Source organism: Burkholderia sp. Ax-1719 (assembly GCF_011753055.1).
Lineage (GTDB): Bacteria > Pseudomonadota > Gammaproteobacteria > Burkholderiales > Burkholderiaceae > Paraburkholderia.
Map to the genome: position 1 here is coordinate 536,430 of NZ_VWWJ01000001.1, position 13,671 is coordinate 550,100.

The 13,671-nt window shown below is 62.6% G+C and carries 11 protein-coding genes; 8 read left to right on the forward strand and 3 right to left on the reverse strand.

Translation table 11 applies throughout. From position 1 onward, the window contains the following. Positions 1 to 330: 330 nt before the first annotated feature. Together speB and F3J17_RS02320 are read right to left on the reverse strand one after the other, a co-directional pair. Positions 331 to 1,281 (reverse strand): agmatinase, encoded by a 951-nt coding sequence (speB, locus tag F3J17_RS02315; RefSeq protein WP_167053381.1) that lies wholly within the window; start codon positions 1,279 to 1,281, stop codon positions 331 to 333. Between the two features lie 135 nt (positions 1,282 to 1,416). Further along, positions 1,417 to 2,256: a helix-turn-helix transcriptional regulator gene (locus F3J17_RS02320; RefSeq protein ID WP_167053383.1), complete on the reverse strand. Its 840-nt coding sequence runs from the start codon at positions 2,254 to 2,256 to the stop codon at positions 1,417 to 1,419. Positions 2,257 to 2,558: 302 nt separating this feature from the next. Here F3J17_RS02320 and F3J17_RS02325 point away from each other — a divergent pair, with 302 nt between their 5' ends. The 5 genes from F3J17_RS02325 (at position 2,559) to argG (ending at position 9,135) form a co-directional block, all read left to right on the forward strand. Continuing rightward, on the forward strand, positions 2,559 to 2,906 hold the full coding sequence (locus F3J17_RS02325; protein ID WP_167053385.1) for a cupin domain-containing protein: 348 nt from the start codon (positions 2,559 to 2,561) through the stop codon (positions 2,904 to 2,906). 123 nt (positions 2,907 to 3,029) lie between these two features. Continuing rightward, positions 3,030 to 4,469, forward strand: coding sequence for an FAD-dependent oxidoreductase (locus tag F3J17_RS02330; RefSeq protein ID WP_167054436.1), 1,440 nt, complete (start codon positions 3,030 to 3,032; stop codon positions 4,467 to 4,469). 59 nt (positions 4,470 to 4,528) lie between these two features. After that, on the forward strand, positions 4,529 to 5,458 hold the full coding sequence (locus F3J17_RS02335; RefSeq protein WP_167053387.1) for a LysR family transcriptional regulator: 930 nt from the start codon (positions 4,529 to 4,531) through the stop codon (positions 5,456 to 5,458). Positions 5,459 to 5,703: 245 nt separating this feature from the next. Then, on the forward strand, positions 5,704 to 7,299 hold the full coding sequence (locus tag F3J17_RS02340) for a cytosine permease (protein ID WP_167053389.1): 1,596 nt from the start codon (positions 5,704 to 5,706) through the stop codon (positions 7,297 to 7,299). A gap of 501 nt (positions 7,300 to 7,800) precedes the next feature. Next, positions 7,801 to 9,135, forward strand: a complete 1,335-nt coding sequence (argG, locus tag F3J17_RS02345; RefSeq protein ID WP_167053391.1) for an argininosuccinate synthase — start codon at positions 7,801 to 7,803, stop codon at positions 9,133 to 9,135. Positions 9,136 to 9,324: 189 nt separating this feature from the next. On the opposite strand, the gene F3J17_RS02350 is transcribed toward argG, so the two are convergent. Beyond that, positions 9,325 to 10,272, reverse strand: a complete 948-nt coding sequence (locus tag F3J17_RS02350) for a LysR substrate-binding domain-containing protein (RefSeq protein ID WP_205194588.1) — start codon at positions 10,270 to 10,272, stop codon at positions 9,325 to 9,327. Between the two features lie 120 nt (positions 10,273 to 10,392). Between F3J17_RS02350 and F3J17_RS02355 the strand changes: the two genes are divergently transcribed. The 3 genes from F3J17_RS02355 (at position 10,393) to F3J17_RS02365 (ending at position 13,654) form a co-directional block, all read left to right on the forward strand. Then, positions 10,393 to 11,394, forward strand: a complete 1,002-nt coding sequence (locus tag F3J17_RS02355) for a hydroxyacid dehydrogenase (RefSeq protein WP_167053393.1) — start codon at positions 10,393 to 10,395, stop codon at positions 11,392 to 11,394. Further along, positions 11,391 to 12,104, forward strand: a complete 714-nt coding sequence (locus F3J17_RS02360; RefSeq protein ID WP_167053395.1) for an RraA family protein — start codon at positions 11,391 to 11,393, stop codon at positions 12,102 to 12,104. Before F3J17_RS02355 ends, F3J17_RS02360 begins: the two co-directional genes overlap by 4 nt. Positions 12,105 to 12,166: 62 nt before the next feature. Next, a complete protein-coding gene (locus F3J17_RS02365; protein WP_167053397.1) occupies positions 12,167 to 13,654 on the forward strand; it encodes an MFS transporter in 1,488 nt (495 codons plus the stop codon). The last annotated feature ends 17 nt before the right edge of the window (positions 13,655 to 13,671 follow it).

Below are 13,671 nucleotides of genomic sequence, written 5' to 3' on the forward strand. Positions count from 1 at the left end.
CGCTACGCGCCCCGTGGGGTATATTCAAAACCGGTGGTTTGCGCCTTCCTTTGCAAACCCAACCGTTGCGAGCGCAGCGAGCAACGGGATGAATGACTGCCTTGTCACTTCGTTATTGGGCGCGTGGCGCGAGCAATGCCCAGTTACCACTCTGTTGATGGGCGAGTGGTGGACGGTGTCAAATTAGCGGTGTGAGCGGCTTTCTTTTGCCTACTTTTCTTTGCCGCGGCAAAGAAAAGTAGGTGCCGCCCCGCACAGGGGCAACGCTAATAGACCGACAAGAAGTCAAGGAAATGCCAAAAAAAGCCTAAAAAAGCCTAAAACCAAGGCTTACCGATACTTAACCCCAGGCATAACACAAAGCATCTCAAACGCCAGATTAGCGCCCACAAGCGCAGTAGTCCCAGCCTGATCATAAGGCGGCGACACCTCAACAAGATCAGCGCCCACAACATTAAGCCCCTTCATCCCGCGAATAATCTCAAGCCCTTGCTGCACGGTCAGCCCACCAACTTCCGGCGTCCCCGTTCCCGGCGCAAAAGCCGGATCCAACCCATCGATATCAAAGCTCAGATAAACCGGCGTATCGCCCACACGCTCACGCACCTGAGCCATCAACGGCGCGAGCGACTTGTTCCAGCACTCCTCAGCCTGAACGACCGTAAAACCCTGCTGCCGGCACCAATCAAAATCATCCGCGTGATAACCCGTACCGCGCAAGCCAATCTGCGTGACCTTATCGCACTGAAGCAGCCCATCTTCAACAGCACGTCGGAACGGCGTCCCATGAGCGATTTTTTCGCCGAACATGGTGTCGTTCACATCAGCGTGCGCATCGATATGCACCACGGCCACCTTGCCGTACTTCTTGTGCAGGGCACGCAGAATCGGCCACGCAATCGTGTGATCGCCACCCAGCGTAATCGGCCGGCAGCCATTGGCCACGATCGCGTCGTAAGCCTCTTCGATCAGCCGGATCGAATCCTTCAAATCGTACGGATTGGTTGCGACGTCACCAATATCCGCCACTTGCAGCGAATCAAACGGCGCAGCGCGCGTCGCCATGTTGTACGGACGCAGCAGCACCGATTCCGAGCGGATCTGGCGCGGCCCGAAGCGCGCGCCCGAGCGGTTCGAGGTGCCCAGGTCGAGCGGCACGCCCACGAAGCAGGCATCGAGGCCTTCGGTTGTGTCGGCCTGCGGCAGGCGCATCATCGTCGCAATGCCGCCAAAGCGCGGCATGTCGTTGCCGCCGAGCGGCTGGTTGAGTTCGCGTTCCATGTGGGGTGTCTCCGATCGTTGGGTGCTTTCCAGTGATGCTGGTGAAGCGATCGGCCGATGGTAGGCGAGGCGGGCGCTGCGCGAATTACGAAGTTGAGATGTTCACATCGACGGTAATCGATGCAAGAGGCGGGTTTACAACGCTGCGAGACGTGGGGACGCATGGCCCCAGCCAATCAGTTCGCGCTTGGTGCGCACGCCGAGCTTCGCGAATGCACGCTTCACGTACGACTCCGCCGTGGCGGTGCGCACGCCCAGGATCTCCGCGGCTTCGGGCACGGTCTTGCCGGTGATGAGGTGAGCGCAGATTTCGTATTCGCGTTTGGACAGCTTCACGCCGTCCGCCGCGATGCGCGCGTCGAACTGCGCAAGCGGATGCAGGTACGAGGTGGGATGCGCCACGCGCCGCGCCGCGCTGGTGGAAGCGTGCAGTTCGAGCAGCGGAAACAGGAAGTCGCTCACGTGGCGAAAGCGGTTCATTTCCGCGAGCGAGAACGGCGGTGCGTGCAGCGCGCGTTCGAGTGCGATGGAATGCTGGGCGTGGCGCGTGCCGCGTGCGAGCACGCATTCGTGTGCAATGAGCGCTTCGTCGAAAAGGCGTTGGCGGAATTCGCCGGGTGGTATTGCGCCGATGTCGCGCACCACCAGCATCGTGCCGATCTTGCCGCGTATGCCCGCAAACAACGGATCGCTTTCGTAAAAGCGGTCGTAGTAGAGCGTCATGACGTCTGAAATCGTGCCCGAGTCCATGCCTACGCCGCCGCTGCCTACCCACTCGCAACGAAAGCCGTTGGGCATGTTGCTGTCCGCGCGCGAGCGTTCGATATGGACGACGTTCAGCGGCACGACTTCGTTGAGCAGCAGCGTGAGGCGCGGCACGAAATCGGGCGTGCCGACGGCTTCGATGACATTGCCGAGCGTTTTGAACGACAGCGGGAAATTGGATTGTTCTTGAGGGGGTACGGGAATCAGCATGGCGTGCCCCAGATTTGAAGGCTAAACGATTATAGCCGAAGGGCCGCATGCCCCGTTAGACGGGGTTTTCAGGGGTTTTATCCGCCGGGCGCGCGCCACGCGCTGGCTCGGCCATGCATGCACCAAAAAGCGTCAGATCGAATCGGCGGGATCAAGCCAGACGCGCGCCAGACGAGCGCAAAACACACACAAAACGCATCTTGCCCCCCTTGAGGGGGGGCATACCGGGGCAGCGCGACCCGGCAACATGGCCGCACCGATTCAATGAACACGTCAAAACGACGTCTGACACAGGAACAACCATGAGCAAGCTGATTCAGGACATCAAGGAACTGGGCGCAGGTCTGGGCGAATTCACCAAGCTGGAATACGGCATGGACGAAGGCGACTGGCGCGCGGCGGAAGGCACGAACGGCAACTACGTAATCGGCTTTTGGGAAGGCAAGGTCGGCTCGGTCGAATTTCCGGAAACGGGCGCGGACGAAGCCTGCTGGCTGGTCGAAGGCAAGGTTGCGCTGACCGATGTGAACGGCGCGCGCAAGGAATTCTCGGCTGGCCAGGGCTACCTGCTGCCGAAGGGCTTCGCAGGCAAGTGGGAAACCATCGCCGATGCGAAGAAGTTCTACGTCCTGCTCGAACCGCAACAGTAATACCCGCAGCGATTCCTCGTCGCAAGCCGCGCTGCCCGCCTCGGGCGAACAGCGCGGCGCCGTCCCCCCGCTTTATGCAGTGAAGCCATCATGAGCGATAGCGCGCAACTCTACGAAGCCGGCATGGGTGCCTCCGCACCGGCCGCCAAACGCGAATCGACGCGTAATCCTGCTGCCTTGGGCGTGGAAGAAGCGCTTTCGCGCACCAAGCTTTCTCCCTACTGGCTCGACAATCCGGCGCAACCGCCCGCCGAGCCGAAACTCACGCAAGACACCCGCGCCGATCTGCTGATCGTGGGCGGCGGCTTCACGGGCCTGTGGGCTGCCGTGCAGGCCAAGGAACAGATGCCCGATCTCGACGTCGTGGTGATCGAAGCCGGGCGCGTGGCGCATGGCGCGTCGGGCCGCGCGGGCGGCATCATTTCGACTTCGGTGATGCACGGTCTGCCGAACGCCGTGCGCGTGTTCCCGAACGACATCGCGCAACTGGAAGAATTCGGCCACCGCAATCTGGATGGTTTCGAAGAGACGCTCAAGCGCTACAACATCGACGCCGATATCGAATGGAACGGCGAGATGACGGTAGCAGTGGACCCGGACCACGTCGAGCATCTGCAGGCCGACTACGATCTGCACACGGAATACGGCCACAACGTGCAACTGCTCGACGCAAAAGCCACGCGCGAGCAACTGGATTCGCCGCTGTTCGCGGGCGCGCTCTGGTCGCGTAACCGTAGCGGTATCGTGCATCCGGCCAAGCTTGCCTGGGGCCTCAAGCGTGCGGCGCTTTCGCTGGGCGTGCGGCTCTACGAATACACCCCGCTGATCGAAGTCAAGGACGAAGGCGAGACCGTGTTCGTCAAGACGCCGGAAGGCAGCGTGCGCGCGCCGCGCGTGCTGTTCGGCAGCGGCACCGCGAAAGTGGGTATTGCCGATATCAACCGTCGCGTGTTGCAGGTGCGCGATCACGTGCTCGCCACCGAACCGCTCACTGAAGAGCAACTCGCGCGCATTGGCTGGAAGAACCGCCAGGGCATTTACGATACGCGCACGCAGCTCAACTATTTCCGCCTCACGAAGAACAACAATATTATCTTCGGCGGTCTGGTGAGCTATCACTTCGACGGCGATCCCAATCCGCCGCAGGATGAAAAGCGCGAAACCTATTACCGTCTCGCGCAGGCGTTCTACAACACGTTCCCACAACTCGCAGACGTGCGTTTCTCGCACGCGTGGGGCGGTCCGATCGATTACTGCTCGCGCGGCTCCGTGTTCGCAAAGCGTTATCTCGGCGAGAAGGCCGTGTTTGTCGCGGGTTATACGGGCTTTGGCGTGGCGGCGAGCCGCTTCGGCGCCTTCATGGGCCTGAACCTGCTGTTCGATCGCGATAGTCCCGAGCGCGAACTCGATATCGCCAAACTCAGCCCGACCTATATTCCGCCCGAGCCGGTGCGCTGGCTGGCGGCCAAGGTGACCTTTCACGCCTTCGACGGCGCGGATGCCGAAGGCGGCTGGAAGCGGGCGTGGATCAAGGGCATCAAGGCCCTGGGTTTCCCGATGTGATGTGAGCGCCAGGCGGCGTCTCGCATCGGCCAGACGCCGCCGCAGTCAGAAGAAGCGGCATGTTCTCCAATACCTCCGATCTCGACCTGCGCCTCGTGCGGGTCTTCCTCGCCGTGGTGGACGCGCGCGGCATCACCGCCGCCGAAGCGACGCTCGGCGTGCGCCAGTCCACCATCAGCTCGCAGCTTTCCGCACTGGAAGCGCGTGTGGGTTTTACGCTATGTGAGCGCGGGCGCGGCGGCTTTCGCCTCACCTCGAAAGGCGAGCGTTTCGTCAGCTCGGCGCGTGCGCTGGTGGCCGCGACTTCGCAGTTCGTCGCCCAGGTGCGCGATATCGACCGCAAGCTCGTGGGCACGCTTTCGATCGGCTTGATCGGGCAGGCTTCGCATGTCGAAAACGCCCGCCTGGCGGAAGCGATCGGCGCGTTTCGCAAGCGCGACGAGGCGGTGCGTTTCGCCATGCGCGTAGCGCCGCCACAGGAGCTTGAGGAAAGCCTCGTCAACCAGCAGCTCGATCTGGCCATCGGCTATTTCTGGCATCGCGTGGCGGGACTGTCGTATACCGAGCTGTTCAGCGAGCGCCAGGTAATCTGCTGCGGACGCGGTCATCCGCTCTTTCACGAAGGGCCGCACGTCACGCTGGACGATCTGCGCGCGCACGACTGGATCTGGCGCAGCTACCCGGTGCCCGAGGAATTGGCGAGCATCGGCGAGCGCCAGGTCACGGCGATCGCGGACAGCATCGACGCGGCCACTGTGCTGATTCTGTCCGGCAGCCATATCGGCTATCTACCCGAACATCATGCGCAGCCATTCGAGCAACGCGGATTGATTCGCGTGCTGGGGCGCACGGCTTTTGGCTTTGACGTACCGCTGCATCTGGCCACCAAACGCGGCGCTGGCGATAAACCCATCGTGCGCGCTTTCTGCGAAGACCTGCTCAACGTGTATGGCGCGCAAAGCATGGAGGAAGAGCGCGTGTGCGCCTGAGAGACATAAAAGAACAGCAAGGAAAAGTAACCGATGTCGATGCGCGCGCAACGAAAAATATCCGCACAAACATACATTGGCCGCGCATGAAGTGAACGTTTGAAATACGCAATATGGCGTGCATTCGAGTGCTTTAGAGTGACCGCCAGAGTTGAGGACAGTGCGCGGCTCTGACCGCGTGACGGGATAACGGCAAGGCGCAGTACATACGTAGGCCACGCCCAAGCCCCAAGGAGTGAGACACCATGGCAGACAACACCAGCATCACCCAGATTGAAACCTTCGGTTTCGAACGTATCCCCGACAAGTCGCGTTATGCGCGGCCCATCGATCTTTTCCGGCTGCTGTTCGGCGGCTGCAATACCTTTTCGACTTCCGTGCTGGGCGCGTTCCCGGTGCTCGTCGGCCTGTCGTTCGAGGCGAGTTTGTGGTCGATCGTGATCGGCGTGCTTGCCGGCACGTTCATCCTCGCGCCGATGAGTTCGTTCGGCCCGCGCAACGGCACGAGCGACCCGGTTTCGTCGGGCGCGCACTTCGGCATTCATGGCCGGATCGTCGGTTCCTTCCTCGCGCTGCTGACGTCCATCGCGTTTTTCTCGCTCGCGGTGTGGAGTTCGGGCGACGCGCTGGTGGGCGGCGCGCACAACATGATCGGCATGCCGCAAAACGGCTGGACGCTGGGCTCGGCTTACATGGTGTTCGCCGTGCTGGTGCTGGTCGTCTGCATCTATGGCTTTCGCTTCATGCTGTGGGTGAACAAGATCGCCGTGTGGGCCGCGAGCCTGATGTTCGTGGTCGGCGCGTTTGCGTTCAAGGGCACCTTCGATATCCACTACGCTGGCACCTTGCACCACGGTGGTGCGGGCTTCTGGGCCGCGTTTATCGGCGCGACGCTGGTGGCGCTGAGCAATCCGGTGTCGTTCGCCTCGACGCTGGGCGACTGGGCGCGCTACATCCCGCAAACCACGCCGCGTTATCGCGTCATGGGCGCGGTGTACGCCGCGCAGATCGCCACCTTCGTGCCGTTCTTCTTCGGCCTCGCGACGGCGACCATCATCGCCACGCACGCACCGAGCTTCATCACCTCGAACGATTACGTGGGTGGTCTGCTGGCGGTGTCGCCGCGCTGGTTCCTGCTGCCGATGTGCCTGATCGCCATCATTGGCGGGATGTCGACGGGCACGACCGCGCTGTATGGCACGGGCCTCGACATGTCGAGCATGTTCCCCAAGTACCTCAACCGCGTGGGCGCCACGCTGCTGATCGGTACGCTGGCGATTGCCTTTATCTTTATCGGCCGCTTCGCATTCAATCTGGTGGAGAGCGTGTCGACGTTCTCGACGCTGATCTGCACGTTTAGCTGCCCGTGGATGGCGATCATGGTGATCGGCTACATGCAGCGCCGCGGCTTCTATCTCGCCGACGACCTTCAGGTCTTCAATCGCGGCGGTCGCGGCGGTCACTACTGGTTCACGCATGGCTGGAACCTGCGCGCAATGGGCGCGTGGCTGCCGGCGGCGTTCCTCGGCCTGTCCTTCGTGAATCTGCCGGACCAGTTCGTCGGGCCGCTGGGCAACCTTGCAGGCGGCTGCGATCTGAGCGTGCCGGTGTCGTTCATCGTGGGCGGCATGCTGTATCTGGCGCTGCTGTGGCTGGCTCCGGAACCGGACGGCGTGTACGGTCCGCAAGGACGCCGTTTCGTGCGCGGCGGCCGGGCGGCGGCTGCGGCGACTCCCGCGCCGGTGACGGCACGGGCTGCGGCCGCACCGGCCCGCAAGCGCGACGAGCAGGAAACGGCAGGCATGCGCCCGGTGCAGCGCGTGCGGGAGTATGCTGAATAAGCATCCGGATGGATTGCGGAGAACGAACGGCCGGCGCGTGTAGCGTCGGCCGTTTTTGTTTGCGCCGCGATTGCGACCTTTCTCTATCGGTTGGGGATAACGCGCTTTTGCGCTCAAAAACGCGCCCCAAACTGCCCGATTTGCCCGAAAACGTTGAAATGGTTCGGGAAACGGCCGAAAGGCCTTAAAATCTCCCGTTCCGCGCAGGATCGCCGTACTGATCCCGGCCTTTTTCTTCTGCCCGTCAGGACGCGAAAGGTTTGATGGGGACGTATCGAGGCGGCTGCCGGAACCGTCGGACGCGGCGCGAAGCGCCGTTGCAGCGCCGGAGGGCGGGGCGCGATCGGCTAAACTGTAGGGCTTGCGCGACCGGATTCGACGGCACCGACGGCACTATGAGGTCAGTCCGACACGGTCAGTCCGACACGGTCTGTCCGACCACTTTCACACCCGTTGCGGCACTCGCGGCGGCGGGTCAATGCATAGACTGGATGAACAACCATGAGCACGATTCTCGAATCTCTTCCGACCGGCCAGAAAGTCGGCATCGCGTTTTCCGGCGGCCTTGACACCAGCGCCGCGCTGGTCTGGATGCGCAAGAAGGGCGCCGTGCCCTACGCCTACACCGCTAACCTCGGCCAGCCCGACGAAGAAGATTACGACGCGATCCCGCGCCGCGCGACCGAATACGGCGCAGAAGGCGCGCGTCTGATCGACTGCCGCGCGCAGCTCGTCGCCGAAGGTATCGCTGCGCTGCAAAGCGGTGCATTCCACGTCTCGACGGCCGGCGTCACGTACTTCAACACCACGCCGCTGGGCCGCGCCGTGACGGGCACGATGCTCGTCGCCGCGATGAAGGACGACGGCGTGAACATCTGGGGCGACGGTTCGACCTACAAGGGCAACGACATCGAGCGCTTCTATCGCTATGGCCTGCTCGTCAATCCGGATCTGAAGATCTACAAGCCGTGGCTCGACCAGACCTTCATCGACGAACTCGGCGGCCGTGCCGAAATGTCGGAGTTCATGAACCAGCAAGGCTTTGCGTACAAGATGTCGGCTGAGAAGGCCTACTCGACGGACTCGAACCTGCTCGGCGCGACCCACGAAGCCAAGGATCTGGAAAGCCTGGAAAGCGGCATCAAGATCGTCAACCCGATCATGGGCGTGGCGTTCTGGCGCGACGACGTCAAGGTCGAGCGCGAAGAAGTGACGATCCGCTTCGAAGAAGGCCAGCCGGTCGCACTGAACGGCAAGACCTTCCCGAACGCCGTGGAACTGCTGCTCGAAGCGAACCGCATTGGTGGCCGTCACGGTCTGGGCATGAGCGACCAGATCGAAAACCGCATCATCGAAGCGAAGAGCCGCGGCATCTACGAAGCCCCGGGTCTGGCGCTGCTGTACATCGCGTATGAGCGTCTCGTTACGGGTATCCATAACGAAGACACCATCGAGCAATACCGCGAAAACGGCCGCCGCCTCGGCCGTCTGCTGTATCAAGGCCGCTGGTTCGATCCGCAAGCCATCATGCTGCGCGAAACGGCGCAACGCTGGGTTGCGCGCGCGATCACGGGCGAAGTGACGATCGAACTGCGCCGCGGCAACGATTATTCGCTGCTGAGCACGAAGTCGCCGAACCTGACGTATCAGCCGGAACGCCTGTCGATGGAGAAGGTGGCGTCGACGTTCTCGCCGCGCGACCGTATTGGTCAGCTGACGATGCGTAACCTGGACATCACCGATACGCGCGACAAGCTGCGTGTGTACTCGCAGGTGGGCCTGCTGAAGGGTGGTGATAATTCGGCGCTGCCGCTGCTGAAGACGGATAAGGAATAAGTTTTCGGTAGTTGGCTGGTTTGAGTCTGGAAAGCCCGCTTCGGTTTGTGCCGGAGCGGGCTTTTGTATTTTGGGGTGGATCGTCTTTCGATTCCCCTGCTTAGCGCTACTGGCTGCGATTGCACTCGCGAGTGCGGCCTGCAATGACAGTCCGACCGGCGGCCAGCTAATCCAAGGACGTTAGCTTGCTCAGGCCGGGCGTCGCTGCGATCCGCTGCGTCTGGGCGCAATTATCGGCACAGCTTGATTCTGTTGGCGCACGATCTCGATCAATCGCTGCGCCGCCGCCGAAAGATATCCATCATTGCGATGCACGACGCCAAACTCGCGTGTCATCGTCGTGGCGGGATTGGGCAGTTCTACTAACGCAGGCGTAAACCTCCCCGCCTCCAGATTGCGCCTTGAAATAAAGCTCAAAAGCCCGGTCTCGGCAATCAATCGCGGCACAGCCGCAATCGAACTCGTCATCACCGCGGCCTTCGGCGCGGGCAGGCCGTGAGTCGCAAACACTGCCTCAAGCCACTGCCTCGTAGCCACCGACTGCGCAGGCAGTACCCAGCCGCACTTTGCCATCGCTTCCAGCGTTGCCTTCTTCCCCGCAAGCGGATGCGAAGCGCTCGCTGCGACCACCACATCGTCAGCAAGAATCGGAATCTGCACCAGCGTCTCGTCGTGCGCCCCAAGCGGCCCAATCACCACGTCCAGCAAGCGCTTGCGCAAGGCCTCCTGCAGCACGTCATTCATCCCGATCTGCAATTCCACTACCACGGCGGGCGCTTCCTCATGCAGTACGCGGCAAGCCGTTGGCATGATGAATTCGGCGATGGTTGCGGCCGCACCGACTTTCACCAGCCCCGACAATCCCGCTCCAAGCGAAGCAATCTCGCGCTGCGTCTCATCTAGCGTGCGCTCGACAAGCCGCACACGCTCCTGCAGCAAACGCCCCGCATCGGTCAGACGGATTCCGCGTCCGCTGCGTTCGAACAGCGCCGCCCCGTAGGTCTCTTCCAGCCGATCAATGCATTTGGACAGCGCAGGCTGCGTCACATGCAGCGCCTCGGCCGCACGTCCCAGATGCCCCAGTTCAGCGACTTTCGCGAAATACATCAGATCGCGCACCTGCAGATTCATGACCATGACGAATCCATAGCTAACAGGAATGAAAAGATGAAAAATCGAAAATAGACATTATGAGTCGCGGTGTCAACAATGACGTCAGGCAGCACGAAGCCCAAGAGATCAACAAGGAGACACCCCATGTCCTACCGCATCCTCGTCACCGCGCCGCGCCTCGCGCCGGCTGGCCAGCGCGTGCTGGCGGCCGCGCAGTGCGAGACCGTCTATATCGACGACGCCCAGGACGCCGCGCAGGTCGCGCGCATGCTCGCTACGCAGCCCATCGACGCGGTTATTTCGCGCACGGTCGAACTTTCCGGCGCGGCGATTGCCGCCTGCCCGACGTTGCGCGTGATCTGCAAGCACGGCGTGGGCGTGACGAATATCGATGTCGATGCCGCCTCGCAGCGCGGCATTCCCGTCTTCACCACGCCCGGCACCAACACGCATTCGGTGGCCGAACTCGCCATTGGTCTGATGCTGGCGGCAGCGCGCAAGATCCCCTTCTACGATAGCGAACTGCGTGCCGGTCGCTGGACGCGCACCGGCGATGGTCGGCAACTTCATGGGCGCACGCTCGGACTTGTCGGCTATGGGCAGATCGGCAAGCGGGTCGCGGCGATTGCGCACGCGCTCGGCATGAAGGTGCGCGCGTTCGATCCCGTGGCGAAGCAGGCCGATGCGCAGTCCTTCGTCACGCTCGAACGCGCGCTGGACGATCTGTTCGCACACGCCGATGTGCTGAGCCTGCATTGCCCCGTGAACGCGCACACGCGCAACCTGCTCGACGAACACGCCATCGCGCGGTTGCCGGATGGCGCGATCGTGATCAACACGGCGCGCGGCGAACTGATCGACGAAGCGGCCCTTGTGGCCGCCCTTCGCAGCGGCAAGCTGGCGGCGGCGGGTCTCGACACCTTCCGCAATGAACCGGTCCCTGCCACCGATCCGCTCGCCACGCTGCCCAACGTCGTGCTCACACCGCACGTGGGCGGATCGACGCCCGATGCGCTCGATGCCGTCGCCGTGTCCGCGGCTGAGACCTGTCTGCGATTTTTGCGCGGCGAGCCTGTCGACGCGGCCGCCTGCGTCAATCCCGCCGTCTTCCATGTTTCCCCAGTTGATTCAAAGGTCATCGCATGAACCACGATACGAACGCATCGCAGGACCGGGCCGGCTGGCCCGCAGGCTTCTTTGTTGGTCAACGCACGTCGCTGCCGGCCGCTGCGCAGATTGAGGCCTTCCGCAGCGTGCCAGTCGCGCATGCGGGCGACTGCATGGGCCGCAGCACGGGCGCATATGGACTGAACGCCTACCACCATTCGGTCACGCTGACGATGTGCGGGCCGGCCATCACGGTACGCGTGCGTCCCGGCGACAACATGATGATCCACAAGGCGATCGAACTGGCGCAGCCAGGCGATGTGATCGTCGTCGATGGCGGAGGCGATCTGACCCAGGCGTTGATTGGCGGCCTGATGCGCACATCGGCGCTTGCGAAGAAGATCGGCGGCTTCGTGATCGACGGCGCGATCCGCGATCTGGCCGAGTGGGCCGAGGGCGGCATGCCGGTCTACGCGCGCGGCCACACGTTTCGCGGGCCGAGCAAGGAAGGCCCAGGCGAGGTGAACGTGCCGATCGCCTGCGCGGGCATGGTGGTGAATCCGGGCGATCTGATCCTGGGCGATGCGGATGGCGTGATCGCCGTGCCGGTTGATCGCCTGGATGCGCTGCTGCCGCTAGTGCGCGCGCACGCGGACAAGGAAGACACCATCCGCGCGACCAATGCTGCCGGCACGGCTGACCCCGAGCGCTTCAATGCGCTGCTGCGCAAGAAGGGCTGTCCGGTCTAGATGCGGTTGAGGTGAGAACTGCAGCCAGAGCGTCGGCAAAATACAAAACAGGAGACAAGGCTATGCAATCGAGCACCCCCGTCGCGGGCGCGTGTGAGCCGGATACATCGCTTGATTCAAACGATACACGCCGCGTCGCCGCACCAGCGGCTTATCTGACGCCTGAGGTCCACGCTCGCCAGATTTCGGCGCGCCTTGATCGGCTGCCGCCGAGTGCGCCTGTGTGGCTGTTGATCGGCGCGCTGGCGCTCGGCGGCTGGTTTGAGATCTACGACATGTTCCTCACGGCCTATATCGGCCCAGGGCTTGTCAAAGCGGGCATCTTCACGAAGACGACCGCTTCGCTGTTCGATCTCGGCGGCCTGGGGGCATTTGTCGCGGCGCTGTTTCTGGGGCTCTTTATCGGCACGATTGGCGTGGCCTTTATTGCCGACAAACTCGGACGCCGCCGCGTCTTTGTCGGCGCGCTGCTGTGCTACACCTTCGCCGCCGTCATGATGTCGCTGCAAAGCGAGCCGGGCTGGGTCGTGTTCTGGCGGGTGGTGGCGGGCATTGGCGTGGGGGCGGAACTGGTGACAATTGACGCCTATGTCTCCGAGTTCGTGCCCGCGCGTCTGCGGGGCCGCGCGTTTGCCTTCGTGCAGGCGATCCAGTACACCTCGATTCCGACCATCGCTTTCCTCTCGTGGCAACTCGTGCCGATTGCGCCATTCGGTCAGGACGGCTGGCGTTGGGTGGTGTGGATCGGTTGCTCGGGCGCGGTGTTCGTCTGGTTGATTCGTCTGGGCTTGCCGGAAAGCCCGCGCTGGCTGATCCAGCACGGCCGCACGACGGAAGCCGAAGCAATCGTCGCGCGGCTCGAAAAACGCATCGAGCGCGCCACCGGCAAGCCGTTGCAAGCGGTCAAGGTTGCGAGCGCAACGGAATCTGCACAGCCAGTGGCTTCGACCGACGACAGCCCGTGGAGCGCGCGCTTTCGCCGCCGCACGATCATGCTGCTGGTGTTCAACTTCTTCCAGTCGATCGGCTATTACGGTTTTGCCAGTTGGGTGCCGACGCTGCTCGCAGAAAAAGGCGTCACGCTCACGCATAGTCTCTGGTACTCGTTCCTGATCGCAATCGCAAGTCCAATCGGGCCGCTGCTTTCGATGCTGATCGCCGACCGCGTGGAGCGCAAATGGCTGATTGTCGGTTCGGCCGTGGCGATGGCGGTGCTCGGCATCGTCTTCGCACAGCAGCGCGCGCCTATGCTGCTGGTCGCCATGGGGCTGCTGATGACGCTCGCGGGCAACTGCATGACGTTTTCGTACCGCACCTATCAGGCCGAATTGTTCCCGACGCGCATGCGTGCGCGCGCCATCGGCCTGGTTTATTCGGCGAGCCGTATCAGCGCGATGCTCTCGGGTTTTCTGATTGGCTTCTTCCTGCGTCACCTGGGCGTGGGCGGCGTGTTCTCGCTGATCGCCGGGTCGATGTTTGTCGTAGTCCTGACGATTGGACTGTTCGGGCCACGCTCGCGTGGTCTCAGTCTCGAACAGATTTCCGCTTGATATCGCCGCGTTTGAGG

Coding starts and splice junctions, on each gene's coding strand:
- speB (WP_167053381.1), bottom strand. CDS start 1,281: ATGGAACGCGAACTCAACCAGCCGCTCGGCGGCAACGACATGCCGCGC.
- F3J17_RS02320 (WP_167053383.1), bottom strand. CDS start 2,256: ATGCTGATTCCCGTACCCCCTCAAGAACAATCCAATTTCCCGCTGTCG.
- F3J17_RS02325 (WP_167053385.1), top strand. CDS start 2,559: ATGAGCAAGCTGATTCAGGACATCAAGGAACTGGGCGCAGGTCTGGGC.
- F3J17_RS02330 (WP_167054436.1), top strand. CDS start 3,030: ATGGGTGCCTCCGCACCGGCCGCCAAACGCGAATCGACGCGTAATCCT.
- F3J17_RS02335 (WP_167053387.1), top strand. CDS start 4,529: ATGTTCTCCAATACCTCCGATCTCGACCTGCGCCTCGTGCGGGTCTTC.
- F3J17_RS02340 (WP_167053389.1), top strand. CDS start 5,704: ATGGCAGACAACACCAGCATCACCCAGATTGAAACCTTCGGTTTCGAA.
- argG (WP_167053391.1), top strand. CDS start 7,801: ATGAGCACGATTCTCGAATCTCTTCCGACCGGCCAGAAAGTCGGCATC.
- F3J17_RS02350 (WP_205194588.1), bottom strand. CDS start 10,272: ATGGTCATGAATCTGCAGGTGCGCGATCTGATGTATTTCGCGAAAGTC.
- F3J17_RS02355 (WP_167053393.1), top strand. CDS start 10,393: ATGTCCTACCGCATCCTCGTCACCGCGCCGCGCCTCGCGCCGGCTGGC.
- F3J17_RS02360 (WP_167053395.1), top strand. CDS start 11,391: ATGAACCACGATACGAACGCATCGCAGGACCGGGCCGGCTGGCCCGCA.
- F3J17_RS02365 (WP_167053397.1), top strand. CDS start 12,167: ATGCAATCGAGCACCCCCGTCGCGGGCGCGTGTGAGCCGGATACATCG.